This is a genomic window from uncultured Chloroflexus sp., assembly GCF_937129525.1.
Lineage (GTDB): Bacteria > Chloroflexota > Chloroflexia > Chloroflexales > Chloroflexaceae > Chloroflexus.
In genome coordinates, this window is record NZ_CAKZNK010000094.1 from 26,367 (window position 1) to 52,917 (window position 26,551).

General features: G+C 57.9%; 21 protein-coding genes and 1 riboswitch. Of the genes, 8 read left to right on the top strand and 13 right to left on the bottom strand.

What is annotated here, in order from left to right:
* Positions 1-27: 27 nt before the first annotated feature.
* The 6 genes from Q0650_RS11780 to Q0650_RS11805 all read right to left on the bottom strand — a co-directional run bounded on the left by Q0650_RS11780 (position 28) and on the right by Q0650_RS11805 (position 8,751).
* Positions 28-279 (bottom strand): (2Fe-2S) ferredoxin domain-containing protein, encoded by a 252-nt coding sequence (locus tag Q0650_RS11780; RefSeq protein WP_298819188.1) that lies wholly within the window; start codon positions 277-279, stop codon positions 28-30.
* 85 nt (positions 280-364) lie between these two features.
* Complete coding sequence (locus tag Q0650_RS11785; RefSeq protein WP_298819189.1) at positions 365-1,213, bottom strand: 2-oxoacid:ferredoxin oxidoreductase subunit beta; 849 nt, start codon at positions 1,211-1,213, stop codon at positions 365-367.
* Between the two features lie 70 nt (positions 1,214-1,283).
* Positions 1,284-3,020: a 2-oxoacid:acceptor oxidoreductase subunit alpha gene (locus tag Q0650_RS11790; RefSeq protein WP_298819192.1), complete on the bottom strand. Its 1,737-nt coding sequence runs from the start codon at positions 3,018-3,020 to the stop codon at positions 1,284-1,286.
* A 428-nt stretch (positions 3,021-3,448) separates the two neighbouring features.
* Positions 3,449-7,663, bottom strand: a complete 4,215-nt coding sequence (locus Q0650_RS11795; RefSeq protein ID WP_298819194.1) for a bifunctional RecB family nuclease/DEAD/DEAH box helicase — start codon at positions 7,661-7,663, stop codon at positions 3,449-3,451.
* 23 nt (positions 7,664-7,686) lie between these two features.
* The gene (locus tag Q0650_RS11800; RefSeq protein ID WP_298819196.1) at positions 7,687-8,190 is read right to left on the bottom strand and encodes a YcxB family protein; all 504 of its coding nucleotides are present in this window, start codon (positions 8,188-8,190) and stop codon (positions 7,687-7,689) included.
* 147 nt (positions 8,191-8,337) lie between these two features.
* Positions 8,338-8,751 (bottom strand): ATP-binding protein, encoded by a 414-nt coding sequence (locus Q0650_RS11805; protein WP_298819198.1) that lies wholly within the window; start codon positions 8,749-8,751, stop codon positions 8,338-8,340.
* Between the two features lie 223 nt (positions 8,752-8,974).
* Here Q0650_RS11805 and Q0650_RS11810 point away from each other — a divergent pair, with 223 nt between their 5' ends.
* The 7 genes from Q0650_RS11810 (at position 8,975) to Q0650_RS11840 (ending at position 18,254) form a co-directional block, all read left to right on the top strand.
* Positions 8,975-10,021, top strand: a complete 1,047-nt coding sequence (locus tag Q0650_RS11810; protein WP_298819199.1) for a [LysW]-lysine hydrolase — start codon at positions 8,975-8,977, stop codon at positions 10,019-10,021.
* A 179-nt stretch (positions 10,022-10,200) separates the two neighbouring features.
* Positions 10,201-10,342: riboswitch (cobalamin riboswitch) on the top strand.
* A 156-nt stretch (positions 10,343-10,498) separates the two neighbouring features.
* A complete protein-coding gene (locus tag Q0650_RS11815; protein ID WP_298819200.1) occupies positions 10,499-11,557 on the top strand; it encodes a prenyltransferase/squalene oxidase repeat-containing protein in 1,059 nt (352 codons plus the stop codon).
* Positions 11,558-11,582: 25 nt separating this feature from the next.
* Positions 11,583-12,443 carry a hypothetical protein gene (locus Q0650_RS11820; RefSeq protein ID WP_298819201.1) on the top strand — a complete coding sequence of 287 codons (861 nt, stop codon included), beginning with the start codon at positions 11,583-11,585 and terminating at the stop codon, positions 12,441-12,443.
* A gap of 75 nt (positions 12,444-12,518) precedes the next feature.
* On the top strand, positions 12,519-13,124 hold the full coding sequence (locus Q0650_RS11825; RefSeq protein WP_298819202.1) for a histidine phosphatase family protein: 606 nt from the start codon (positions 12,519-12,521) through the stop codon (positions 13,122-13,124).
* Between the two features lie 89 nt (positions 13,125-13,213).
* A complete protein-coding gene (cobS, locus tag Q0650_RS11830; RefSeq protein ID WP_298819204.1) occupies positions 13,214-13,969 on the top strand; it encodes an adenosylcobinamide-GDP ribazoletransferase in 756 nt (251 codons plus the stop codon).
* A 165-nt stretch (positions 13,970-14,134) separates the two neighbouring features.
* Positions 14,135-15,259, top strand: coding sequence for an energy-coupling factor transporter transmembrane component T (locus tag Q0650_RS11835; protein ID WP_298819205.1), 1,125 nt, complete (start codon positions 14,135-14,137; stop codon positions 15,257-15,259).
* 292 nt (positions 15,260-15,551) lie between these two features.
* Complete coding sequence (locus tag Q0650_RS11840) at positions 15,552-18,254, top strand: cation-translocating P-type ATPase (protein ID WP_298819208.1); 2,703 nt, start codon at positions 15,552-15,554, stop codon at positions 18,252-18,254.
* A gap of 105 nt (positions 18,255-18,359) precedes the next feature.
* Here the strand turns inward: Q0650_RS11840 and raiA are convergent, their stop codons facing one another.
* The 3 genes from raiA to Q0650_RS11855 form a co-directional block, all read right to left on the bottom strand.
* Positions 18,360-18,953, bottom strand: coding sequence for a ribosome hibernation-promoting factor, HPF/YfiA family (raiA, locus tag Q0650_RS11845; RefSeq protein WP_298819210.1), 594 nt, complete (start codon positions 18,951-18,953; stop codon positions 18,360-18,362).
* Positions 18,954-19,383: 430 nt separating this feature from the next.
* Positions 19,384-20,226 (bottom strand): MBL fold metallo-hydrolase, encoded by an 843-nt coding sequence (locus Q0650_RS11850; protein ID WP_298819212.1) that lies wholly within the window; start codon positions 20,224-20,226, stop codon positions 19,384-19,386.
* Positions 20,223-21,131 carry an MBL fold metallo-hydrolase gene (locus tag Q0650_RS11855; RefSeq protein WP_298819213.1) on the bottom strand — a complete coding sequence of 303 codons (909 nt, stop codon included), beginning with the start codon at positions 21,129-21,131 and terminating at the stop codon, positions 20,223-20,225. The genes Q0650_RS11850 and Q0650_RS11855 overlap by 4 nt, the downstream gene beginning before the upstream one ends.
* A gap of 147 nt (positions 21,132-21,278) precedes the next feature.
* Here Q0650_RS11855 and Q0650_RS11860 point away from each other — a divergent pair, with 147 nt between their 5' ends.
* Complete coding sequence (locus Q0650_RS11860; RefSeq protein WP_298819215.1) at positions 21,279-22,034, top strand: LLM class F420-dependent oxidoreductase; 756 nt, start codon at positions 21,279-21,281, stop codon at positions 22,032-22,034.
* Positions 22,035-22,106: 72 nt separating this feature from the next.
* Here the strand turns inward: Q0650_RS11860 and Q0650_RS11865 are convergent, their stop codons facing one another.
* The 4 genes from Q0650_RS11865 to Q0650_RS11880 form a co-directional block, all read right to left on the bottom strand.
* Complete coding sequence (locus Q0650_RS11865) at positions 22,107-23,072, bottom strand: hypothetical protein (RefSeq protein WP_298819217.1); 966 nt, start codon at positions 23,070-23,072, stop codon at positions 22,107-22,109.
* 341 nt (positions 23,073-23,413) lie between these two features.
* Entirely contained in the window at positions 23,414-23,803 is a 390-nt protein-coding gene (locus Q0650_RS11870; protein WP_298819219.1) for a PPOX class F420-dependent oxidoreductase, read from the bottom strand.
* A gap of 52 nt (positions 23,804-23,855) precedes the next feature.
* Complete coding sequence (rsmA, locus tag Q0650_RS11875; RefSeq protein ID WP_298819221.1) at positions 23,856-24,728, bottom strand: 16S rRNA (adenine(1518)-N(6)/adenine(1519)-N(6))-dimethyltransferase RsmA; 873 nt, start codon at positions 24,726-24,728, stop codon at positions 23,856-23,858.
* On the bottom strand, positions 24,725-26,506 hold the full coding sequence (locus Q0650_RS11880) for an ATP-binding protein (protein ID WP_298819223.1): 1,782 nt from the start codon (positions 26,504-26,506) through the stop codon (positions 24,725-24,727). The genes rsmA and Q0650_RS11880 overlap by 4 nt, the downstream gene beginning before the upstream one ends.
* Positions 26,507-26,551 lie beyond the last annotated feature (45 nt).

Sequence of the window (26,551 nt, forward strand, 5' to 3'; positions counted from 1 at the left end):
CAGAGTGATGCAGCGCATACGCTGGCATTATACATCAGTATCCTTGAGGAAAGCTAACAGCTCGCGCAGGTGTTGCGGCGTCAGGCCGTGCCAGCGGCGTCCACCTGGTTGTACAAGCAGGTTTGGCCCCAATGCGCAGCGATCCTGACAACCGCTGGCAATACATTCCACCCGCCCCAACAGGCCGGCCTGCCAGAGCGCATGTTCGAGCGTCGCGCGCGCATCGGTGGCGCCACGACTACGACAATGAGGTCCCATACAGAGGTAGATACGTGGCATCGTGGTGAAATGAATGGAGCGACGCGCAGGCGCTTCATCATTACTATCAGGTCTTACGCCTGCGCGTCAGAGTTAATGAGCACGATCAGGCCCGGAACCGATTCAAATAGGCCTGGGTATCAAACGGCTTCGGCGTCGGTCGCGGCAGCGGTTCGAGAGGTGGGCGACGGTAGAAAATGCCGAGCGGTAGCCGCTCACTCTCTACGGCATAGTGCATGGCAGCATCGAGATCAGATGGATCATGCGTCGCCGGCAGATCGTAGACCAGCTCCTTGTACAGTTTATAGGTATCGTAGAACGTTACGCACGGACTGAGCACGTGAATGAAGGCAAAACCGCGATGTTCGAGACCAGCCCTGATCAACTCGGCCAACTGTTTCGGCTGACTGGAAAATCCGCGGGCAACGAATGACGCGCCGCTCGCCAGCACTATCGCCAGTGGATGCAGCGGCTGGGCTGACTGCCCGTAGGGAGTGCTCTTGGTGACGTGACCGCGCGGTGAAGTTGGCGAAGTTTGTCCTTTGGTCAAACCGTAAATTGCATTATCCATCACCACCACGGTCAAATCGAGATCGCGCCGCGCCGCGTGGGGCAGATGGCCCAGACCAATACTGAAAAAATCGCCATCGCCACCGACAGCCATAACCGTCAAATCGGGACGGGCAATCTTTAGCCCTATCGCCGCCGGTAATGCCCGGCCATGGACCGTATGCAAACCATAGGTCTGCAAAAAGCCGGGCAAGCGCGAACTACAGCCAATACCGGAGACAACGGCCAAATCCTTGGGATTGACCTGAATTGCTGCCAGTGCCTGCTGGATAGCAGCCAACACCCCAAAATCGCCACAACCCGGACACCAGATCGGCTTGAGATCGCTCCGATAATCGGATGGTTTGTAGACAACGGGCGATGAAGTAATCGGAACGGCAGTCATAGAACATACCTTACGCTAAACCGCAAACTACCACTCTTCGCGCCCTGGCCCTCGTCGCCCCCTTAAACCTCTACGCCAGCACCGGCTCGGCCAACCCGTGCAGTGCGTGAATCTGGCGCAGAATTTCCAGCCGCGAGAAGGGCATACCCGTATACTTAGTCATCGATTGAACCTTAATACCGAGTTCGGCCTGCAAAAGCCGGGCAAACTGACCCTGGAAATTGACCTCCGGCACCAGCACAATCTCGACCTGCTCGAGAAACTCGCTGATCGCATCAACAGGCAACGGCGACAGCATCTGCACCTGAAGCATCGCTACCGGCAGATCCTCCTGGCTGGCCAGATACACCGCGCCGCGACATGGGCCGGCAGTCGTGCCCCAGCAAATAATCCCCACCTTAGCCCGCTCGGCGCCGAAGCGACGCACATAGGCGCGGGAATGCTGCAATGGCGCCAGCTTACCCCAGCGCTTTTCGGTCATCAGCGCGTGATTGTGCGGCGTATAGTCGGGATTGCCAAACTCGTTGTGCTCAAGGCCGGTTGCGGTGTATTGCGCATACGCCACCCCGGGCGCGACCATCGGCGAGATTAGATTCGCGGTCAACTCATAGCGACGGTACTGTTTGGGCGCTAATTCCCCGGTGGGACGCAGCCGGTCAACCCGCGGATACTGGCTCAGATCGAATGGCTCAACTGTCTCAGTGCGGAATGAAAGCGAATAATCGCTAAGAATAATCACCGGTGTTTGATACTGTTCGGCCAGATTGAATGCCCACACCGTCAGGTGGAAACACTCGGCCACACTCGCCGGCGCAAGCACAATGCGCGGGCTATCGCCGTGACCGCCGTGAAGAGCAATATTGAGGTCTGACTGCTCCATTTTGGTGGGCAGGCCGGTGCTTGGACCGCCACGCTGCGCGTCCACAATCACAACCGGAATCTCGGTCATACTGGCATAGCCGATCCCCTCACTCATCAGTGACAGGCCCGGCCCAGAGGTGGCGGTCATCGCGCGTTTTCCGCCATACGATGCGCCAATACAGGCCATAATCGCAGCAATCTCATCTTCGGCCTGCAGATAACCGCCGCCAATCTGCGGCAAGATCGTCGCCATACCTTCCATAATATCGGAAGCGGGGGTAATTGGATAGCCGGCAAAAAATTCTACACCAGCGTGAAGAGCGCCGGCGATAATCGCCTGATTGCCAGTCATCACGTAACGATCATGCTCACCGCTCGACTCCATCCAGAATGGGTCGCGCTTAGCAAGCTGTTGCCCATAAGCGATCCCGGCGCGCAGCGCCGCCAGATTCGACTCAAGCAGCTCAGCCTTCTTGCCGAGCTTGGCCCGCACAATCTCTTCCAGCTTGTTCAAACCCAAACCAAACAGCGCCGCCACTACTCCCAGCGCCACCACATTTTTGCCGCGACGATTACCCGCTTCCTGAGCCAGCCGGCCAATCGGTACCTGGTAAGCGATGCCGGCAAATTCAACCGGTAGTTCAAACTCATCGGGATCGTAGAGCAAGACAGCATTGGGAGCCAGATCAGCTTGGTGCAGGTCCCAGGCTTCACGGTTGAACGCAAACAGCACATCAACCGCATCACCCATCGAACGAACCGGACTGTTGGAAGCGCGCACCTGAAACATCACCGGTCCGCCTTTTATTTCGGCGGGAGTGGTGCGAAAGGTGAAGACGTGGAGACCAGAACGCGCAGCAGCCTGCGCTAGCATCTCGCCAGTGGCGCTGCTGCCATCACCACTTTCGCCAGCGACACGGATGACGACATCTTCTTTTTGAATCATGGCTACCTCGCCGTAGCTGCGTTGCTATGCGCCAACACTGGCACAGCAGACATAAGAGTGTTGTGAACTATCATATCACCGCCGATCCACTCCTGCAATGCCCCGTTTCTTGTGATAAGCAGTGCGATGTTTGTGCAAAAATACTGCGCAGATGACTTGCGGCAACCGGTCAGACCTGCGCCACGACTGGGCCAACATCCCGCCCAATTCTGACGGTCTCGATCAGAGGGAAGCAGTACCATCGACAATAGACGGGTCGAAATGGAGTGGATGCGAGGGATGATACGAAATCGTTCATTCCGCTGTGTTATCGCTCCAACCGCTGAAGATGAAGACGGGGGATCTCCCCCGTCTCCGCTCCTACCCGATGAGAGCTTGATGCAGTTGGTCAGCGAAAGGTGGCAGACGCTTCGCGCTATCAGCCCGGATTAATCGACCGTTTCGTTGCCCCACACCTCAACCGTAACATTGCCGCGCTTACCACTCCACAACGGCACACGACAGGTGTCGCGCAAAAGCTGTTTCCAGAGTTGGGCGTGCTGAAACACCTCTTCATCGCTGGCGAAGAGCTGAAAGACAGAGCGGGCAGCGATCAGGATCAGCTTGTGACGGGCGCGACTGAGGGCAACGTTCAAGCGACGCGGATCAAGCAGGAAGCTGCTGGCGGCGCGGAGATAGTCAGGATCGCTCTCGGTCGCCGAGAAGATGATCACATCACGCTCACCACCCTGAAAGCGCTCGATAGTGTCCACCGTCGCGCCTTCATGTTCGATCAGGAGCTGCTTTATGAGATCAGGCAACTGTTCGCGCAATATCAACCGCTGTGCGCGGTGTGGCACGACAACCCCGACACCGCTGCTAGCATCGAGACCAAGCTGACTGACCAGCGCCTCAATCAGCGGCTTGATCAGGCCAATCTCAAAGTGATTGACATCCTGACTCTGGGCTTCGTCATGCGTGATCACAACCAACGGATGGTTTGGGTTGAGCGCAGCGGCAACCAGTGGATCGTTTAATTGAGCGGCTGCCAGCGTCGTTATGCGGCGCGAGAAGTATGGGATCCCATCATGTTCGTAGATCGCGCGACGCAAAAAGGCAGCCAGGTCGCGATGCACCCGGAAACTCTCAACCAGTCGGACAATTGGCGGCGGCGGGTCGAGGGCAAGCAGCGTCTCAAACAGCGATGCGTAGACACGATAGGCGTGAAAAGTGCGCCGCCGCTCGCCTCGCCATTCATACTGCACAATCGGCGGCATCTGACGGTGATCGCCAACCACGATCAGGCGTCCGTCAGGGCGCAGCGCAATCGCTGCCATACAGGCTTCAGCCAGGTTCATCTGGGACGCTTCGTCAAGTACCAGCAAGTCGGCGAAGGGATCAGTATGGTATTGCTGATCGCGCTTGAGGAGTGACGCTACCGCGAACGGTGTGGCAGCCACAAAGCAGGCTGTCGCTCCCTGGATCGGATTGATACGATCGATCACGTTCGCGGTTGGCGGCAGATCGGCGCCTTCTTTAGGCCGTACACGAAAGAGAGGAACTGTTAGCAATCGCTCATCGAAATATTCAGCAAACAGCGCCGGTTGCTTAGCCTGGATCTCGGCCAGCTTCTGCTGTACCTCAGCAACCTTGCGCAACAGCACATCAGTTGCGGCATGCGTTTTGCAACTGAGCAGCACGCGACAGCTTTGGCCAGCAGCCAGTAAACCTTGCATGCGGGCCAGCAAGGCAAAGGCCGAAGTATAACTCTTGCCGGTGCCGGGTGGCCCTTGCACTAACAGCGTGGGCGCGTCGCCGTGGCCGATAATGTAAGCACTCTGATGCTCATCAAAAGAATGCAACAATTCCGCTTCAGCCAGCTTGCGCAGCCCCTGACCAAATCGCTCATGCCCGGCCATCGCCGCATCTGCTACCTGCGCCTTTACGCTTTGTGGATCGACCAGACGGGCATAGAGTGCATTCGCTGCTCCTTGCTGCAACTCATTGACGATCTCCAGACAGCGCTGACCGTAAATATCGTTCGGATCGGCCTCAATCGTATACAGTTCACCATCTTGCGGCCACTTCCACTGCGATGGGAAGGTAAAACGCCGGTCGCCATTGCTGTAACGCAGATCTGGCTTAAGCGCAATCATCCCGTCCGGTTCGATCTGCAACAGTGTTGCCCGCGGCTGAAAGAGGATCTGGCGGGCAGTGGTAGTAAACCGCTCGCGCTGATCGGGAGGTAGCCGTTCATCGACACTCCAGCGCGGCGCAAGGATCACCTTATCGCCAGGGGAGAGATCCGTCAGCCGCAACACCGTCTCTCTATCGCAATCTAACCCACTCAGGTCGAGCCGAAAGCGCAACGGCACATCAGGCAACGGCAGCGGGTCGGTCTCTCGTTTTTGCTCGGGTTTCAGCCGCGCTCGTTTACGCCCACCGGTCAACTCAGCCCGCAACGCCTGACGACGCTCATTTTCTGCCAGTGTCTCCAGCAATTTCGGATCCTGGTCTGCGTGATGATAGCGCGCGATCAGACTTACTCCGGCCAGCACGCGCTGTTCAGGAGGCGGCAGATGCTGTTGCCCCCAAGTGATCAGCGCCACGTAGCGCTCGATGAGCAAAAACTCGGCCAGCGCAGCGGCCAGAGTACGCGCCTGACGGGTATAGGCAGCAATGCGCGAGAGATCGAAAGCAGGCTTCGTGGTGCGATCATTGCGCGGCAACCCTTCAGCTAACAGCGCCAGCGCCTCCAACCGCTTTCGCGCGAATCCGATCACCTCCGACAACTTCACCTGCCGGTAATCGATCAGAGGATCGTCGCCGCGATCGGGTGGCGGTGGCAAAGCGTTCCACGCCGCGTAGAGATATTCGAGCGGAATCTGGTTGTTGAAACGAATGCGACGGGTATACCAGCCAATCGTCCTATCGTTGCTGAGATCGTCGAAGACACGACGGTAGAAACGGCGACGATATTCACCCCAATCAAAACCGTAGGTGCGCGCCAGCCGAGCCAGCGAGTCGTAGGCCAGCGGGTCGTTGCGGAAGCGTCGCCGTTCGTTTACCAGCACTGTCACCATTGGCGCCTCAAACCCGGCGCTCTGCGCGGCCAAATCGTACAGTGGCGTCGCGCCACAGACCACAGGATGGCGGGCCAATCCATCGAGCAGCGTGTGCAAAGCAAACGAATCGGGCACAACCAGATGGATCGGCGCTTCCAGTTTGCCATCGGCAGCAGGGCTAGCCTGCTCGAGAATGGCCTTGAACAACTCATTAAGCCACGCTTCCAGCAACGCCCCCTCATCAGCCAGCGATTGCGGCGGCTGATCAAGCGATCTGATCACAAACTGCGGCTGTTGTGGTTGACCATCACGATACCCCATTACCATCGCGCCGAGCAGCACTAACATCCCCTGAGTATGGTCGTAGAGCGGATCGAGATAGACCACGATCAGGTTGGGATGCAAATCGGCGCTCACGGCAGGGAAGGAGCTATGCCCCTTGTAAGGCAAATAATTCAGCGCAGCGATCCGGTCGCCGCGCCAGCGCCGGAAAGCGCGGGCGCGATGGATCAGTTCATCGAGACGCGCAGCCAGCACCGGATGAGCGAGAAGTTCACCTATCTTCTGACGATGATCTGCGGGTGTAATCAAACTCTCGCCGCTTAATTCCTTGAGCAGCGCCAGTTGTTGGGTAGTCACAATACCGCTGGCGCGCAACACCGACTTTTCTGGCTCGGTCAGCGATGGAATCAGCGAGAGATCGTCGTGTTCAGCCGCCCACCGCATACAGATCTCGTTGTACATGCAACCATCGCATTTCGCGGTAAGGTGAAACGGCAAGTCGGCAAACTGCGCCGCAGCGATAGCAGCCAGGATCGATTTGTCCCCATTCAGCCAGGTCTCAACTTCGGCCAGATACGGTTTCGGATCGGCGATCAGGGCAAGCTGAGCCGTTGTGACGCCGAGTAGCGTAACCGCCTGCTGCCGCTCAGTTTCAAGCCGTTGCCGCTCAGCCGGGGTTTGCAGCGACGACAGCCATTCACCGCGGTAGAGCACACCAAGCTGGATCGAAGCCAGTTCAATATGATGATCCTCGGTGATGAGCTTGAGCAAACCATAGTAGCAAGCCAGTTGCAGGCAATGCTCGATCTTCGCCGTCGCCGAGCTTTTGGTATCGACGACAAGCGCATGACAGGCGCCAGTTTGATCGCGTTGCAACAGCAGCAGGTCAACATCACCGCTCATCGTCCAACCGTACAGCGGAGCGGAGAGGCGCGGCTGAAACAGAACCTGTGCCGCACCCGGTGTTAATCGCTGGAACTCCTCCACCACGATATGATTGTGATCGTCGGTCGTAAACTTCGGATCACCTTGCTGCCGGCGTTGCGCGCAATGGATCGCCTGTGGAAAACGATTGCGCACCTGTTGTTCGACTGCCTGTTCAAACTGTCGCCCGGCTACCGTCAACATTGGCGAAAGCGACTGGAGCGACAGCCCGTATCGCGGCAACCAGTTTAGCTCGCGGCGGCGCTCGTGCAGACGCAACCGCAAATAGCGCCGACACTGATCGAATCGTAAGAACTGGGCCAGATCGGTGGGAGAGATTGCCTGTGACTGCGTCGGATCAAGCGATATGGGCGGGAGATAGTCGTCGATCATCGCTTACTTCACATACTATTTGTTCAAGCTACCGGCTCATCAAACACACCCGGCTCAGGCTTGGGATCAATTCGATTCCGCAACATCCGCTCAAAGACTCCTACCTGACGCGGTCCGATTGCGCGGGCCGAAATCAGCAAAACCTGACCGTTGATCAGTTGCAGCTCGTAGATACCACCCATCTTACGCCAGGCGCGCACGTTCGACCAGGGAATCTCACTGCGCCCACTGCGCGCACTGACGATCAAGGTATCGCGACCCAGCTCATAACGGGTTGGCTGGTAAATCGGCAAATCCTGGTTGCGGCTTTGACGATGAATGATAATCCATCCGGTCAGGGCATAGAGGAGAAATGGAATCCAGCCGCCAAGCAGCGCCGGCGCTTGAGGCGTGGTTGGATCGTAGATAACGAACGCCGTCAAGACTGCGGCCACAAAGGCGAAGACGTAGAAGATCGGACGGCGGAAGTAACGGCTCAAAGCATGACGGATAAATTCTTTCCGGCTGATGGTGCTCTCGATAATCATAGCTGATCGCTACCAAATAAATCAGGCTTCCATCCAGATGGCGTCAGGTATAAGCGTGTGGCGATACTCTGATACCACTCTCTCATCGCTAACGACACCGCCAGGGAACTGATCCCTGGCACAGGGGGCAAATCAACCCCACCCCGTTCAAAAAGCATCCCATTTGATCAAAATCAATTCATTACCCCCATCAGGCAATTCCCGATATTGTAAATCATCGAGGAGATGACGGGAGAGAAACAATCCTAATCCACCGACTCGTTGCCTGCCCCGCCCGATCAGGTTGCGCGGCAACGGTACATTGAGCGGGTTGAAAGCCGGCGCAGCGTCACAAATGCGCACATAGAGCGTGGAATCGTCTCGCCAGATATCAACCCAGATCGGACCGACATTGCCGCCGTAGCCATACGTGATCGCATTAGAAATCAGTTCGTTCGCAGCATACACGATGTCGTCGATAATTTCGTTACGAGCGCCAATCGAAACAGCCGCATCAGTAATGGAACGCCGAATCTGTTTCAAATTGCGCAGGTCGGCGTTGAAGACAAACGATGCGGGCATATCTTCTCCAGTAACTGTGGATGTCGGGCAAATACAACGCTTATGATACCATAGGGAAAGCAGTTTGGCATGAGTGGATTGCGCAGGGTCGATCAGGATAGCCATCCCGTACTTAACCTGACAACGATATTATTGGCGATTTCGCCGCAATGAATCATCATCAACATCGGCCAGAGTGTATCGAATCACACAATTCATTTCAAGCATACGGGAGTTTTCATTAATGAACGATGCGCTTCATTTTCTCATTCACCTGCTACGCACCCCTTCGCTGTCAGGACAAGAGGAAGCAGCGGCGCGGGTCATGGTCGATCAGATGGCATCCTTTGGCTGGGAGGCGTTTATTGACGAGTCAGGCAGCGCGGTCGGTCATGCAGGCACGGAAGGCCCCCTTGTTGTCTTGCTCGGCCATATCGATACCGTACCCGGCGATATTCCGGTGCGGATCGAGGATGGCAAACTGTATGGTCGGGGCGCAGTTGATGCCAAAGGGCCACTGGCTACCTTTGTCTGGGCAGCGCGCCAGGCCGAACTGGCCGGCACATTGCGTTGCCGGCTGGTGATTATCGGCGCAACTGAGGAAGAAGCGGCCAGTTCGCGCGGCGCACATGCGGCCCGCGACCGTTATCGGCCTGACTTTTGCGTCATCGGCGAGCCGAGTGGTTGGGATCGTATTACGCTTGGCTACAAAGGACGGTTGCTTGTCCATTATCGCTATCAGCAGTCGGCTGCCCACAGCGCCGGCGAGCAGCGCGCAGCGCCAGAGCAGATGGTCGATTTCTGGCAGACCGTCGTTCAACACTGTCAAACCGTTAATGCCGGTCGCGAGCGTTTGTTCGATCAGCTCATACCCTCGTTGCGCCGGGTGCATAGTGAGAGCGACGGAATGAATGAATGGGTGGAAGCGACCATTGGTCTGCGCCTGCCACCCGGTATCGACCCGCATATCCTGGCTGAAACGCTGCGCGCGCTGGCCGGCCCGGCAGAAGTGACGTTTGAGGGAGCATGTCCGGCCTTTCAAAGTTCGCGCGCGACACCACTGGCGAGCGCCTTCCTGCGCGCTATTCGCCGACACGGCGGCCAACCGGCTTTTCTGCACAAAACCGGCACTGCCGACATGAACGTGGTCGGACCGGTATGGCAATGCCCAATTGTGGCCTACGGGCCTGGCGACTCGCGCCTCGATCACACCCCTACCGAACACGTCGAGGTGGCCGAATATGAGCGAGCGATTGCGGTACTGGCCGATGTACTGGCCCAATTGCGCTAGTTGAATGCCGCCACCGGTTCATACCGCAAGAGCGCCAGACTCAATTGAGGCGGATGATCTGCGCGCAACCTCCGTATTAGCCGACAACTGCCGATATACCCAGGGATTCAGGCCAGGCGATTGACGGGCAACAACAGTTGTGGTACTATCGCCCCAATTGAATATATGCAACTGCGGGGTTGTTACCCCGCCGGTAGGGAGCCCGGAGGAAGCGAAGGGCTTAATTGGGGGAAGTCCGGTCAAAGGCCGGCGCAGTCCACGCTACTGTAGGTCGCTTGCAGCGACGAGCCAGAATGCCCGTCCCTACATGTTCGCTGTCACACCCGCGTTGGTAAGGGGGTGAGGCGCGCGCAAGATTGGCTTGCATGCCTGCCTTATTCGATTCACCCTCCACCCGTGGTGGAGGGATTTTTGTTGCCTGTCGTGGATAAACGTCAATGCCGATCAGTCGGTTGGTTGAACGAAAGGTGTGAAATCATGCGTCGGATTCTGGCCCTATTCCTTGCCGTGACCCTGAGTATCGTCGTCTGGCAACCGGCACTCGCGCAGAGTAGCCTGGTTGAATCGGCACTGAAGTGGGTTGCCGGCCAGCAGCAGGCCGATGGGAGTTTTGCCGGTTTTGGCCCTGGCGATACCGCGGACGCTATTGTTGCCTTTGTCGCCGGTGGGCAGCAACCGCCGGCCAGCGCTGTGGCTTATCTGGCCGGACAGGCCCCTACCTACGGCACTTCATCGGCTGGCGCTACGGCCAAACTCATTCTTGCCGCCGTGGCCGCCGGACGCGACCCGCTCAACTTTGGCGGCGTCAATCTCGCCCAACAGCTCGGCTCAACCTATACTCCGACTACCGGCCAGTATGGCGCTGATGTCTACGGCCACGCGCTGGCGCTGCTGGCGATCAAGGCGATGGGCGCGCAACCGCCGGCAGCGGCGATTGATCGCCTGATTGCGCTGCAATTGCGCGACGGCGGGTGGAGTTTTGACGGCGCAGCCGCAACGGGTAGCGATACCAATACCACGGCTCTGGCTGTGATGGCGCTCCGTGGCTATGCCCGCGCCGGTGATGCGTTAACTGCGGCGCGCGCCTACTTGCGTGGTCAGCAAAACCCTGACGGCGGCTTCCCATACTCGCAAACGTCGGCTTTTGGCAACGCCAGCGATGCCAATTCAACCGCAGCCGTGACGCAGGCAATCATCGCGTTAGGTGAAGACCCGAATAGCGCAGCGTGGAAGCAGGGGGACGCAACACCCCTGAGCGCCCTGGCAGCCTTTCAGAATAGCAGTGGCGCGTTCCGCTATCAGAATGCGATGCCCGATGACAATGCCCTGGCCACGTATCAGGCGATTCCGGCCCTGGCCGGTCGCGCATTACCGGTAGCAACAACCTCTATCCCAGCGGCGCAGACCCTGATTGCGCCGGCAACCAGCCTGCCGCGCACTGCTGGCGAAACACTGCTCTATCTGCCGGTGATGGCATTCATCGGGTTCCTGTTGATCGGGTTGGGCCTGACTCTGCGCCGCGCGCGTCTAGTGTAATTGCAATCGCGTTAGCAGAGCAACGATGAAACTGATTCGTCAGCTCATCATCTTGAGCGCTATTGTCCTGCTCTCCGGCGTGGCGATCGCCCAACCGGCGGTCAACCGCGCCGGGGTCGTCGCGCGCTTCGGCAACGGTGACGTTGTTACCGCTTGCGTTGAGTTTAGCGAACCATCGATCAGCGGATTGGAACTGCTCGAACGCAGTGGGCTGCCGGTTATCAGTCAGCGGAGTAGCATCGGCGCGGCAGTGTGTAAAATCGGCAACGAGGGCTGCGACTATCCTGCTACCAGTTGCTTCTGTGCCCGCGAGCAGGGTCGGGTCGTGTATTGGGCATTCTATGTACGTGAAGGCGGAACATGGCGCTATTCCAATCTCGGCGCGAGTAACGTGTCGGTCAGCGATGGCGATCTGCACGGCTGGGCATGGGGGCCGGGTGATGCCAGCGGCGGCGCCATGCCACCAGAAGTAGAATTGGCCGATGTTTGCCGGCAAGCGGCGGTTATCCCACCAGCGGCGGCGACGACCGCTCCGGCAACGAACGCCGCACCCACGGCCACCATTCCACCCGCGGCGACCATCGCTCACACGGCAACCGCCATACCAACAGCCACCAACACGCCTCCAATGACTGCCGCGCCGTCACTGATTGCCTCTCTTGAGCCGTCTGCTACCCTGGCGTCGGCAACCGCAACATTATCGCCTGTCGCAACTGCTTCCGCTACGGCAGCAGTGACTTTTAGCCCAACCTTCACACCCACTGCGACGATCACATCGGTTACACCGGTAACAGCCGACGGCAACGCCGGACAGTGGCTTGGGTTTGTGGCGCTGGCGGCATTGCTCATCGGCGGCATTGCAGTGACTCTCAGGCGGCGGCAATGAAGATGACGTGACATGAACGGCTGCCCTGGGCAATGTTCCCGCAGCCATCGCCGGCACCGGCAGGAGAACAATCCTATGCGCACCAGCATCTGGCTCGTCCGTCACGGTCAGACCGCAGCTAATCGCAGCCGCCGTTACCTGGGCCGCGGCGATAGCCCCTTGACCGACTACGGTCAGCGCCAGCACGCTGCCGTCGCCCAACGTCTCCGTTCGTTGCCCTTTACCCACGCCATTGTCAGCCCAACCCGACGCACCCGCGCGCTGGCCAACCTGCTGGTAGAACAACGCAACTTTCAGCTTACAGAAGATCCGCGCTGGCTGGAAATCGATCATGGCCGATGGGAAGGATTGACCTATCGCGAAGTCGTGCAGCGCTTTCCAGACGATGCCAGAGCGCGCTGGGCAAACGGCGTCGATGGTCGCGCTACCGACGGTGAAAGCCTGGCAGAAGCGGCGGCGCGCGTCTATGCAGCATGGGCAGAGCTGTTGACCAACAACCGCGGCGGGAGAGTGCTGATTGTCACCCATGCTACCCCGATCCAACTGGCACTCTGCTTTTGCTGCAACATGCCGATTGCCGAACACTGGCGCTGGCGGATCGATCTGGGTAGTATCACTGCGCTTGATGTCTATGGCTCGTCGATCATCATCCGTATGGTTAACCATGTCCCCCGCCTGTGAAGGAGTGCTGCCCGGACATAACCAGGCGCCAGTCACAGCCTGCCACATGCAACCTGCCATCGGCACGCCATACCGAAGAAAGGAACGATATGAGTGATTCATCGACGCGCCCCATCAATGGTTTGATCGAGGCGATCCGCTTTCTCACCATTCTCCCGCTGCCCGGCCTGCCGGCTATGAGTGAACAGAGTGTGGCGCGAGCCATTCCCTGGTTTCCAGCCGCCGGCCTGGTCATCGGCGGCGCGCTAGTAATGGTTGATACGCTGAGTCGACCGTTGTGGGGAGATCTGACGGCGGCAGTGCTAGTGGTGGCAACGTGGGGCATCATCACCGGTGGTCTCCACCTTGATGGCCTCAGCGATACATTTGATGCCGTCATGAGCTGGCGCTCACGCGAACGCAAACTTGAGATTATGAAAGACAGTCGGATTGGCGCTATGGGAGCTATCGCCTTGATCGTTCTGATCTTGCTCAAAGTAGCGCTCATTGCCGGGGCGACGGTTGCATGGCCGGCGCTGTTATTAGCGCCGATGCTGGGGCGCTGGGCCGATTGCTATGGCATTTACCGCTTCCCACCTGCCCGTGAGGGCGGCCTGGGCCGCACCTTTAATGCACAGGTTCGCCAGCGCGACCTGTTGATGGCTTCACTGTTGATGATCGGTAGCGCCTGGTTCATCGCCGGCTTCACCGGAATCATCGCCAGTGCGCTGGTACTGGTCGTTGCCCACCTGCTCGCGCGCTGGTGGGTGCGCGATCTCGGCGGCCTGACCGGCGATACCTACGGTGCGCTGTGCGAAATCGGCGAAGTCGTTGCGCTGGCTGCGCTGACGATCCGGCTGGCGTAGCGCGATGGTTGCGACTGGCGATTGAAGTTGCTTCCACGTCATAGGAGTGGGTAGAATGACCCCCTTAGCCTGACAGTCATCCACCTGGATACCGATCATTCCCGGTCAAACGCGAGCGTTACCGGTATCGTTTCAGATTTATCTCGACCATCTCGAGGCACATCAATGCACACGCGCACATGGCTCTACTGGCTGGTCGCGGCCACAACAATGACAATACTCGCTCCCCACCCGCTCTACCACGTGTTGACCATGCTGGTGGTGACATACGTCTTCGTTGCTCACCGCGATGATCGACCGTTAGCGCGCAGCTTCTCGCTCTTTGCCCGCGCAGGCGCAATCATCTGGGTGGGTTACATCATCTTCGCGATAGTGACCGTTGGCGGGCCACGCGGCGCAACGGCCTTGATCACATTACCGGCCTTTCAGTTGCCGGTCTGGCTGGGGGGAATTGTATTGGGCGGACCGATCACTGTCGAGGCGCTGGCATGGGGAGCGACCCGTGGGTTAGGACTATGGACACTCCTCTTGATCTTTGGCGCATTTAATGCCCTCGTCGATCACCACCGGCTCTTGCGCCTGACTCCCCGCTCGCTCTTTCACGCCGGCCTGGCCGTAACCATTGCCATCGCCTTTGCGCCGGGTCTGGTGCGAACAATCCAGGACATTACTGCCACCCAACGCGCCCGCGGCCACCGATTCGGCGGCATCCGCAGTTGGTGGGCGCTGCTGGGGCCATTGCTGGCAGGGAGCCTTGAACGCGCGCTGCAACTGGCGGAAGCCCTCGAAGCGCGAGGCTATGGTCACACCCTTGTCTCACCATCCCCTGGCCGTACTCTGGCATTGATCATGGGTCTCAGCAGTCTCGCCGCTGCACTGATCGGCTGGCTATGGGCCGGCCCATCTACGTTGCCGGTTATGGGTGTCCTGGGCACATTCGGTCTCCTCCTCACCAGTTGGGCAGCCCGTCAGTTGAGTCAGAGCGTGCCTCGCACCACGTATCGGCGCGAACGCTGGCATCGCCACGATACCATTGTCTGCATCGTTCTCAGTGGCGCTCTGGCAATAATCGCCCTCGCGCGTCTGCTTGAGCCAGCCAGTCTCGTCTACTATCCCTTCCCGGTTATCAGCGCACCCACATTTGATCTCCACATCGGCGCGGCAATTGCTGCGCTGGCAATACCCGCCCTGCCGTTCCGCAAACCACTACCGCGTCGCGCCCGACGCATCATCGCTGACCGCCGCGCCGAACGTCGCCGAACAGAGCAGCAGGGTGCGTTTGCTGATTAGATTTGTAAACCGGTCATCAGCGCAATCGCGTCAGGTGGCGCGTCTGCGCTCACAATGAGCTTCAGCGCATCTGTAGACGATCTTCCCTGCTCTATTCACAGCACCCTTCGGCTTGCCAGGTCATGCGCTGGTTTGCTACGCAAGCTCGGAAACCATCGCTGTCCTATAAGCTTGCCTCCGAAACAGTTGCTAAACCGATCCTTACCTCGCATTGTTTTGCATCTATCGGCATGCTACACTCAAAGTAAACTGTCGCTCTCGCCCTGCAATCTCTAACCAGGGAGTCTGTATTATGGCCATTTCAACCCCCATGCGCACCGAACCACGATCGCGCTGGCATACTTATGAACTCGCTGAAGTCTACACCAGACTGAACAGCTCTCCCGATGGCTTAACCTCGACCGAAGCAGCAAACCGCCTTGCTCAATATGGACCAAACGAGCTGCAAGCGGCGGCCCGCATCTCACCGTGGGCAATCCTCCTCGCTCAGTTCCAGAACGTATTGATCATCATCCTGCTCATCGCTACCGGCCTCTCCCTCTTCCTCGGTCACGGCATCGAGTCGATTGCCATCATCGTCATCGTACTCTTCGCCGTTCTGCTCGGGTTTGTGCAGGAATACCGCGCCGAACGAGCAATCGAAGCGCTGCGCCGGCTAGCCGCGCCCAACGCCACCGTCCTGCGCGATAACAGTGAGCAAGCCGTGCCGGCCCGCGAGCTGGTTCCCGGTGATATTGTGCTACTACGCGCCGGTGATCGAATTCCAGCCGACCTGCGTTTGATCGAGGCAGTCAACCTGCAAATCGAAGAGGCTGCCCTTACCGGTGAGTCGCTGCCGGTTGAAAAGTCAGCCGACGCGATCATTCCACCTGAAGCTCCGGTCGCCGAACGCAAGAACATGGTCTATGCCGGCACCTCAGTCAGCTACGGTCGCGGACGCGGGATTGTGGTTGCCACCGGCATGCAGACCGAATTCGGCGCCATTGCCAGTATGTTGCAAACGATTGAGACCGGTCGCACGCCGCTGCAAGACAACCTCGACCGGGTTGGTCATACGCTGGCGCGCGCGGCGCTGATTATTGTCGCCGTAATCACCTTACTCGGTTTCTGGCGTGGCCAGCCGCTGGTCGAGATGATCATCTTTGGCATCGCACTCGCTGTGGCCGTAGTGCCGGAAGCCTTGCCCGCCGTCGTCACCATCTCGCTGGCTATCGGCGTGCAGCGCATGGTCAAACGCAATGCGCTGATGCGACGCCTGCCGGCAGTCGAAACGCTTGGCAGCACGTCGGTCATCTGCACTGACAAGACCGGTACCCTGACGAAAGATGAGATGACTGCGCGCCGCTTATTCGTTGCCGATGAATGGTGGGAAATTACTGGTTCGGGCTACGCGCCCGTCGGCGAGTTTCGCCGCAACGATCAACCAGAGCAACCTGATGCTGCCGTCCAACACCTCTTGCGCGGCGCGGCGCTGGCCAGCGATGCCCGCGTCACCTTCCGCGACGAGCGCTGGCAGGCGCAGGGAGATCCAACTGAAGCGGCATTGGTAGTAGCGGCAGCCAAAGCCGGCCTCATGGTTGATGAACTGGTGGCCCAGACCCCGCGGGTGGCTGAAATCCCTTTCTCGTCCGAAACGAAACGCATGATCACGCTTCACAACGAACGCGGCGTCACCGTTGCATATGCCAAAGGGGCGCCGGAGGTGATCGTGCCGGCGTGCAGTCACTGGTTGACGCCGACCGGCCCCGCCCCGTTCACCCCATCAGACCAGGCCAGAGTGCTTAACGCCGCGCAAACCATGGCCGGCGCTGCCCTGCGGGTTCTGGCAATCGCCACCAAAGCCCCGGCTACGTTGAATGACGCCGAACACGATCTCACGCTACTTGGCCTGGTGGGCATGATCGACCCACCTCGCCCTGAAGCCAAAACGGCCATCCAGACCTGCCAGCAAGCCGGTATTCGGGTCGTCATGATTACGGGCGATCACCCATTGACTGCAACTGCAATTGCCCGTGAATTGGGCTTGCTCACCCATGGCCGGGTCATGACCGGCGTCGAACTCGATGCGCTCAACGATGACGACTTTGCCCGCATCGTGGAAACGGTCGATGTCTATGCCCGCGTTGCGCCGGCCCATAAGCTGCGGGTGGTGACGGCGTTGCAACAGAAGGGCTATGTGGTGGCGATGACCGGCGACGGCGTTAACGATGCGCCGGCACTCAAGAAGGCCGACATCGGCATTGCCATGGGCATCACCGGCACCGATGTGACCAAAGAGGCGGCGGCGATGACTATCACCGATGACAACTTCGCTTCAATCGTCGCCGCCGTCGAAGAGGGACGACGCATTTTCGGCAACATCAAGAAGTACCTGATGTACCTGCTCTCATCGAATATCGGTGAGATCACCCTGATGGCTGGCGCAACCCTGGCCGGTCTGCCACTGCCGCTCACTGCCGTCCAGATCCTGTACGTCAATCTGGCCACAGACGGCTTACCGGCGCTGGCGCTGGCCGTCGATCCACCCGATGATGACCTGATGCGCCAGCCACCCCGCGATCCGCGACGCGGCATCTTTACCCGTCCGGTGGTCGGCCTTATGCTGATCGGCGGATTGTGGTCGGCCCTTGTCAACCTCTCGCTCTTTGTTTGGGCATTGCAGAGTGGACGCGGCATGATCGAGGCGATGACCATGACCTTTGTTTCACTGGTACTGATCCAGTTTTTCAAAGCCTACAATTTCCGCTCCGACCACCTATCAGTTTTCCATCGACCGTTTGCCAACCGCTGGCTCAATCTCGCCATCGTCTGGGAACTGCTCTTGCTCGCCGGAGTGGTCTACTTACCCTTCCTGCATGAACCGTTCGGCACCTTCCCGCTCACGATCAACGACTGGCTGATCGTGGCGCTGGTTGCGTTAACGATTGTGCCGGTACTGGAAATTGCCAAGTGGATCTTGCGTCAGGAACGACAGGCAAGCGTCAGAACAGCGTGACCGGTGGTTGCCAGAGCGAGAGAGCGCCATGCCGGTAGCGAAAAACGATCCCCCCTCTCTCCGTCGGTGGAGAGAGGGGGGATCGGCGCTCGTCAGCGATCACGACTAACCGACTTCGGGCACGATCACGCCATAATTGCCATCACGTCGGCGATAGAGCACGCTAATCTGCATCGTCTCAGCATTCTGGAAGATAAAGAAATTGTGACCCAGCAACTCCATCTGCTCAATCGCATCATCAACAAACATCGGGCGGAGACGGAAGGTCTTGGTGCGAATGACCTTCGCGACAGGCTCCGACTCAACCGGCGCAGCAATCGCTTCTGCTTCCGCTTCGGCAATTGCCACTTCCTCAGCCGGAGTCAAGCCGTTGGCTGCGCGCCGCTGCTCGCGGCTTCGCCGCCAATATTTCTCTTTATAGCGCGAGATCTGGCGCTGCAACACCTCCTGAACTGAGTCAATCGCGGCGTAGAGGTCGGGCGCGCGCTCTTCCGCCCGCAAGATGACGCCATGTTCGGCAACCAGGGTCGTCTGCACGCGGTAGACTTCACCGGCATTCCGTTGTTGTTCGTGTTGTACTTCGACAGCGATACTGGTAATGCCATTGAGATAACGCCCCAATTTGGCGAGTTTCTCTTCAATATGCTCGCGTTGACGATCCGAGATCTTGCCGTTTCGGCTCTTGATGGTGAGTTCCATCGCATTCCTCCATCCGCTGCTGCCAACCCATCATCGGGTGGCCGGGGCGATAAAAAACAACCCGGCCCTCGCCATCAGCACGGCGAGGACCGAGCTATTTCTCAAATAAACCTGAATTGCAGTGAGTTACGGCTGCCCACAAGGGTCATAAAGATTCTCTCCTACCTGAAAGCTACAACGCTGTAGCATTCGCTGAAGAGCTTTGCTCGTATTCTACTACGCCGGGGGAAGTCTCGCAAGATGCGTAGAGTGAGAAACTGTTCACTGTGCATCATAATTGATCCGGCGAGCATACCGCTTACTGTGGAGATCTTCCGCGACGGGAAAACGGCGATCTCGGCGTCACGCCGGTTGTAACGGTGGCCCGATCACTCCAGACCGCTGTGAATACAAGGCGCTTGCAGTCAACCACCAACTACACCGCAAGCGCCTAGACCCTCAATTCCATCCCTTCGGCTGCGGCAATCAAGCGCAATGAGCTGTTCTGAGCAGCCAGCCAGGCCCGGAAATGCGCCACAATTGCATCGAGTTCGTCGTCGGTGCGTGTAGGAGCGTGGTGAAAAATCAACAACTGTTCAACCCCGGCCAGGAGCGCCACTTCAATCGCATCTTCGATCCGGCTTTGGCCATAATCTTCGACCTGCTCGTCACGCAGATACGGCGCGCTGTGAATAAGGACGTTAGCCTGTTGCGCAAACGCAATCGCCTCATCACGAATACCTTCTTCACCGTAGCGCGCATCGGTGATGTAGACCAATGCCCGACCATCTTCTTCAAGTCGGTACGCCCAGATCGGCGAATGCTGACGACGTGAAAGCGGCAACGCGCGCGCGGTCAATCGCCCAATGGTAAATGGCTCTGTCGAGATGGTGGTAAAGCGGTGGGTAGCGCCAATGTGCGCCAGGCCATACACCGGTGAATAGACCGGCGAGAGCATGCCGTCGTAAACCATCTGCAACGAGCCGCGTGTGCTTTCCGGGCCATAGATATCGAGCCGGTTACCGGGGATATGCACCACGCCGGGAAACGGCAACCCGAGAATGTGATCCCAGTAGGTATGGCTGATCAACAAGGTCAACGAACCACGACCACGACCAAATTCACCCTGCATCAATTCGTCACCCAACAGGCAAAAACCGGTGCCGGTATCAAGTATCACTAACTCGCCATGATCGCCGGTGACTGCGGTGCAACAGGTATTACCGCCATAACGCAGCATTGCTGCGTTGGGCGTGGGCACATACCCGCGTACCCCCCAGAAACGAACCTTCATAGCTTTCTCCGCAGTTCCATGCCTTCAAATGCGGCTGTCACCAGCAAACCCGGCGCAGCCAATGCCTGTTGTTCGGCGACAATCCGGTCTAGCTCTTCATCGGTGCGGTGTGGATCATGGTGGAACAGGATCAATTGACGCACCTGTGCCTCTTCGGCAATCTCGCGCGCTTGTGAGGCGCTACTATGACCCCAGTGCGGAAAACGGGCGTACTGGGCATCGGTAAACTGGGCATCGTAAATCAGCCAGTCAGAGCCGTGGGCCAGTTCGAGGATAGCCGCTTTCATCGCCGCCAGCTCGCGCAAATCGCTCTGACTGCGCGCCGTCGGCTGACCAGTCCATTCAATCCGTTCATCGCCAAACAGCACTGTATGGAATGGACCGGTATCGGGAATAAAGGTCAGAATGCCATCAGGCGTTTCGAGCCGATAAGCCAACGCCCGATAGGGATGATTGGCCAGCGCTGTCCGCACCTGTACCGGCCCCAATTCAAAGCTATGGCCGGCGCCAATTTCGAAAAAGTTAATCTGAGCGCGTAGATCATCCATTGTCAGCGGCAACAGCGGATCACTCAGCGCGCCAGCCAGTGTGGTGCGTAAACTAGACTGAGTGCGAGCCAGACCATAAATATCAAGTCTCAACATGGGATCAAACAGTGGCGCAAAAAAGGGGAAACCCATGATATGATCCCAATGGGTGTGTGTAATCAAGAGATCGAGATGTTGCAAAGAGGCCTGGTTTTGTTTACATGCATCGCCTAATACGCGCAGACCTGTGCCAGCATCAAGAATGATATGGCGCTCCCCCGCTATCACCTCTACACAGGTCGTATTGCCACCATACCGCAACATGTTAGCCTGAGCAACCGGATATGATCCGCGCGTGCCCCAAATTCGCACTCTCATGGGTTCTTCCGTACAGTATTATCGTCCTGAGAGAAGCGTTGAAACAACTTGATCATCGCATACCACAGTTTACAGCATAAACGATATTTGTGAATGGTTTTTAGGGTATGATTTTAATAACCGGCATTCAAACAGAAAGGTAAAACCATGGTTCGTTTTCGCATCGGTGTCCAGCTCCACCCTCAGCATACCACCTGGGAATCGTACCGCAATGCTGTGCAGTATGCCGAGTCGATTGGCTGTGACACGATCTGGAATTGGGATCACTTTTTCCCGCTTTATGGCCCCGCAGATGGCCCCCACTTTGAGGGATGGACGTTGCTGACAGCGATGGCTACCATCACCCAACGCGCCGAGATTGGTTGTCTGGTAACCTGCAACAGTTACCGCAACCCGGCGTTGCTATCAAATATGGCCAAGACGGTTGATCATATCAGCGGCGGACGGTTAATCCTCGGTCTCGGCGCCGGCTGGTTTGAACGTGATTATAAAGAGTTCGGCTACGAGTTCGGCACTGCAGCCGACCGCCTCCGCGCTTTGCGCGCGGCGCTCCCCATTATTAAACAGCGTTGGGCAATCGATCAGCCACCGCCGCTGCGCCGCATTCCGATCTTGATCGGTGGCGGTGGCGAGAAGGTGACGCTCCGTATTACTGCCGAACATGCCGACATCTGGCATGGTTTCGGGCCGGTAGAGAATTTTAAGCGCAAGAATGAGATTCTCGATCAGTGGTGTGCGCAGGTGGGGCGTGATCCGGCAACGATCGAGCGCAGTGTGTCACCGCGAGCCGGTGAACCGATTGAACCATATCTCGAAGCTGGAGCAACCCATATCATCATTGGTCTGGGTGAACCGTGGAACTTTGGCTCGGTTGAGGCCTTGCTCAAGCTGCGCGGAGATTGACTGCGGCGATGGCGCCGGGTGGAAAGGAACCGTTAACACAACGATTTCCTTTCCACCCGACGCATACCCTACCTATCGCAACGTAGCATACCACTCGGTGTAGAGTTCTTGAAAACTCTTGCCATAGATGCCGCGATAGTTCGCCGAACCAGGAGCGCGCCCACGACCATTAGCATACAGCTCGTTAAACTTATCCCACCCGTAAGTGCGGGCCAGATATTCAACGAAACCGGCCCACATTTCGTAGGCAGCCATCGAATTCGCGCTGCTGGCCAATGCCGCCAGATTGCCACGGTAACCGGCCTGGTATAATTCCCGCGCGCGCGCCTGGAACGACGGCGAGTCGGTCAGGCTTAGCCAGTATTCACCTGAAATCCAGGTTGCCAGACCCTCAAGTAACACCAGATCGGCGCGCGCCTGCGCTTCGCGCCCATAGGCTTCGGCTTGCAAGGCATGGGCCAGCTCGTGGGTTAAGATAACGAGCGCCTGGTAAGTGTCTTCCTTTGGCCCATAAAAGATACGAATATTGGTGCGGTCGTAGGTGTAAGCAATCCCGCGCGTATCACCAGTAGGAGCAAGTGCCGGATTGTAAAAACCAATCGAGACCCGTTCAGTCAGCTCAACATCGAATCGACGTTGCAGATACCCCAGCGCATATTCAGCTTTGACGGCCAGATCGCGCACCTGATCGGCACTAAAGGTAGCGCGTCCAACGTAAAAATCGAGCCGACGGCCAGCGTAGACAAACTCGCCTGGCAAGACCGGGCCGCGACCGGGCAGGAAACTGGTTGGCGCAACTTTGACCTCATACGTCTCGAAAAACTCACGGCGGGCAAGTGTTGGGGTCGGCGTTGGCGATGGTAGCGGCGATGGCGTGGCAGTAGCGGTAGGTTCCGCCGTCGGGGTTTCAGGGGGAGACAGATCAATCGCTTTTGCTGCCGGTGTCGGCGCTGGCGGTGTAGCGGCCATAAGGCCGATGAGTAGCATCATTGCCAGCACGGGCAGGAGCGCAAGCAGAGCGCGATTTGATCGTTTCACTCGCTCCTTCTCCTGGGCGGCGCGACGTGGCGCCCGATCTGGCCAATAGCAATCATGGCTATGCTTATACCACTACATGCGCGCAATTGTCAAACCAGCCGGCAGTCTGGCATTGCAGCCCAATCATACGCTTTTACTGCCAGATTGCAATGAACGCCAATCGCCTGCCGCCAAGAAACCCATCCTGTATCATCGTCTGCTCACCGGCAAAATGCCCTGCGCGGTGGCAGACGCATCAATCACCGCCAGCCTGCAATATCGGCAGACAACTGTGACAGGGCAATGGTCATTGGTCGCATCGATAGCGCCCGGCTCGTTTCAGATAACTAACCCGGACGCTTTCACTCTGCCGGTGAAATCTCGATCCATGCCCGCTCGACGCCGCGCACATTCATAAAGAAGTCGAACATCGCCTTCATCAGACCGTACTTGTCATCGAGCGCTTCACGAGCCACCTGCGTCTCTTCAGGCGGCAGAATCCGCGCCTGCGCCGGCACGGTCGGGCCTAGCGGCTTGCCAGCCCGATCCGAAGGCCCAATCTCTACACGCGGATTATTTCGAATGCGTTTCACTTTGCCCGCGTTAGCGGTCGTCATTACATAGATCTTGCCATTTCGCTCGGCAAACCAGACCGGCGTCACCACTGGCTGACCATTCTTGCGAAAGGTGATCAGGTTCGCATATTGTTGTCGGTGAAGACCGGCAAAATACGGTGTCGTCTGCTCAGGCACAACTTCCTCCAGAGGTATAGAATCCGAACCGTGCAAACAGGTTCTCTTTGTACTATACCCCCGATTCGGCTAAAACGGCGAGTAGATTTGCCCATTCCACCAGCGTGACCGTCTCGGCGCGACGTTGTGGATCAATACCGGCAGACCGCAGCGCCATGATCACCCGTTCACGAGGAATGGCTACGCCGAGCGCCGCCAAACCACCTGGCAGAGCATTGCCCAGTTGCTTGCGCGCGTGCAGGAAACCGGCCTTGATCAGGCGAAAGAGGGCATTGACATCGACAACCTTCACTGCCGGCTGCGGGCGACGACGCAAGCGCAAGATGGCCGAATCGACGGCAGGAGCAGGAAAGAAGCTGCTGGCCGGCACCCGCGCGACGATGGCCGGTTCGGCATAGAATTGAATGGCGTGGGCCAGCACGCTATAATCGCCGGGACCGGCACAGATACGCTGAGCCACTTCCCACTGCACCAGCACCACGCTCAGCTCAGGTGGTATTGTCGCTTCTAGAAAGTGGCGCAGCAACGGCGCGGTGATGGCATAGGGAATATTGGCAACCAATTTGTAGGGTAGTGTTGCGGCGGCCTGCGTCAGCAGATCGGCAGGCGCGAAACGAAGGATGTCACCCTGCACTAAAAAGAGATTGGCGCGATTGCGAAACTCGTCGGTCAGTCGTTCGGCCAACCGACGATCAAGCTCGACACAGATGACCCGGCCAGCACGCTCTAGCAATTCCCAGGTTAACACCCCCAACCCCGGCCCGACCTCAATCACAGTGTCAGTTGGCCTCAATCCAGCTTCGGCAACAATCGTTTGTAACGCGCCAGGATCGAGCAGAAAATTCTGACCCATCCCGCGGGTTGGGCGCAGGTTTAACGCGCGCAGCGCGGCGCGGATACGTTGCGGATCGAGATAGGGATTCACTGTTCAACCGGGACAAAGATGGTAATGCGAGTGCCTTTGCCAGGGGTCGATTCGATTTCTGCCCGTCCACCCACCAGGCGGGCGCGCTCGTCGATATTCAGCAGGCCGAAGCTCCCGCGCTTCTCATAAGATTTCAGCACCGCCATCTTATCGAAACCAACGCCATCATCTTCGATCACCACTTCAAGCATCTGATCATTCAATCGGCGCAATCGCACCCAGATATGAGCAGCTTTCGCATGCTTGATCGCGTTGGTTACCGATTCCTGAATCATATTGAAGAGAGCGCCTTCGACTTTCGTGCCGAGGCGAATCTTGTCAATATCACTTCCTTCGAGCACAATAGCGGTATCGCCAGCCTTTGCGCGCAACCGTTCGAGATACTGATCGAGCGTAACCTTCAAACCCTGGGTTTCCAGCATCAACGGGCGCAACTCAAAGAGCATTGTGCGCACCTCAAAATTGGTGCGCTTCGCGATCGCGCTTAATTCATCGAGTTCGGCCAGCGCTTGCGCCGGATCGCGTTCGAGGAGTCGCTTGATAAATTCGGCCTTCATAGTGATCACTGCCATAGCCTGAGCCGGGCCATCGTGCAGATCACGGGCCAGTTGGTGGCGCACTTCCTCTTCACGTGACAGCAACTTTTCGCGCTCTTCTTTCAAATCGGCGATCAACTGGGCATTGTGCAGAGCCACAATCGCATAATTAGCCAGCGCCATGAGCATCTCAACCTGATCGGGCGTGAGCGCGTGATCGGTCATCACGACAAACAATCCATAGACCCGCATACCTGCCTGCAACGGAATCAGCACTGCCGCAGCGCAATCACGCAGCGCACCGATCTGCTGCAAGGCCGGAAATTGGGCAAAAGAGGTGATAGTCTGAGCTGTCTGAGCGCGGAGCGCCGCCGCCAGGCCTGTGTCCATTTGCAACGTTCGATTGAGATCGCCGGGTGCCAGATTCGAGCCGAATGCCACATACAGTTCATTAGGCCGACCCGACGAGAAGAGCACCACTCCGGCGCGATACGGCACAATCTTGCGACTTTCCCGCAATAGGACATCAAGTACCTGACGATAATCGGCAGTTGCTCCCAAGGCCAGAGCAACCTGATACAACGAGCGCATCTGATCGCGATAGGCATTGGCGTCACGCAACGCTTGCTCGGCTTCACGTTGCGCCTGCGCCACGCGCTGCCGATTCGTTTCACTCTGACGCTCAACCAGATTACCCGTTATCCAGGGCATAATCGTTAGCGTCAAACCGCGCAACCCCAACGCCACGTAGTCAAGCATTGTCATGAGCGCTTCGGGCGCGATCAGCCGTCGCCAGCCAATAAAAGCGGCAATATATGCGACTGCTGCCAGCGCTCCAGAGAGCAAGCCAACCAGGATCGGCTGCCGGATCGCAGCATACGTCAGTGGCACCAGGTAAAGCGGAAAGAAGATCACAATTCGCTCACCGCCGAAAAAGGCCATGAGCGAAATAAAGACAATATCGAACAGGTATGAAAGGCTACTCAGACCGGCAGCAGCCGGTAGAAATGCCAGCAATGAGAAGACAAAGGCAAAACCGGCATAGACCAGGAAGATCAGCTCTAGCGTTTCTAACTCGCCAGTGAAGAGACCACCGTTAGTGAGAAAATGGGTGACGAGACCCAACAAGATGAGCATCACCCAGCGCATCATTGCGTAGAAACGCTCACCTCCCAGTGGACTCCATGCTGACGCAGTGCGTTGTGATGGTAGTGGCGTTGATTGTTGCGCCGAACCGGCCATATATAGCGCCTGTGAAGTAAGCGAGGCGACGCGCCTGCGCGCGCC